General features: G+C 66.8%; 1 protein-coding gene. It reads right to left on the reverse strand.

From position 1 onward, the window contains the following. Window positions 1–242, reverse strand: a 242-nt coding sequence (locus tag NFX52_RS30790) for an IS66 family transposase (protein WP_289781661.1), incomplete at its 3' end; no start/stop codon positions are given. Between the last annotated feature and the right edge of the window lie 5 nt (window positions 243–247).

The following is a 247-nucleotide window of genomic DNA, read 5'->3' on the forward strand; positions in this document are numbered from 1 at the left end:
AGAGCAGCGGCGATGCCCCCACCGTCCGCCACCCGGGCTCTCTCCAGCCGCAGCCACACATGCAACTCGTCCCACAGCGGCTGTGCGTGCAACTGGCGTAGTGCCAACCGATCCGCCGCTGTCATCTCCCGCGCTTGCTGCTCGATTCGGTACAGCGCGGCCATGCGCTGGATGGCCTGTGCAGCTACCGGGCTTGCATGAGCTTTGGCCAGTTCATCGAACTTGCGGCGCGCATGCGCCAGGCACC

The organism is Acidovorax facilis, assembly GCF_023913775.1.
Classification (GTDB): domain Bacteria; phylum Pseudomonadota; class Gammaproteobacteria; order Burkholderiales; family Burkholderiaceae_C; genus Acidovorax; species Acidovorax facilis.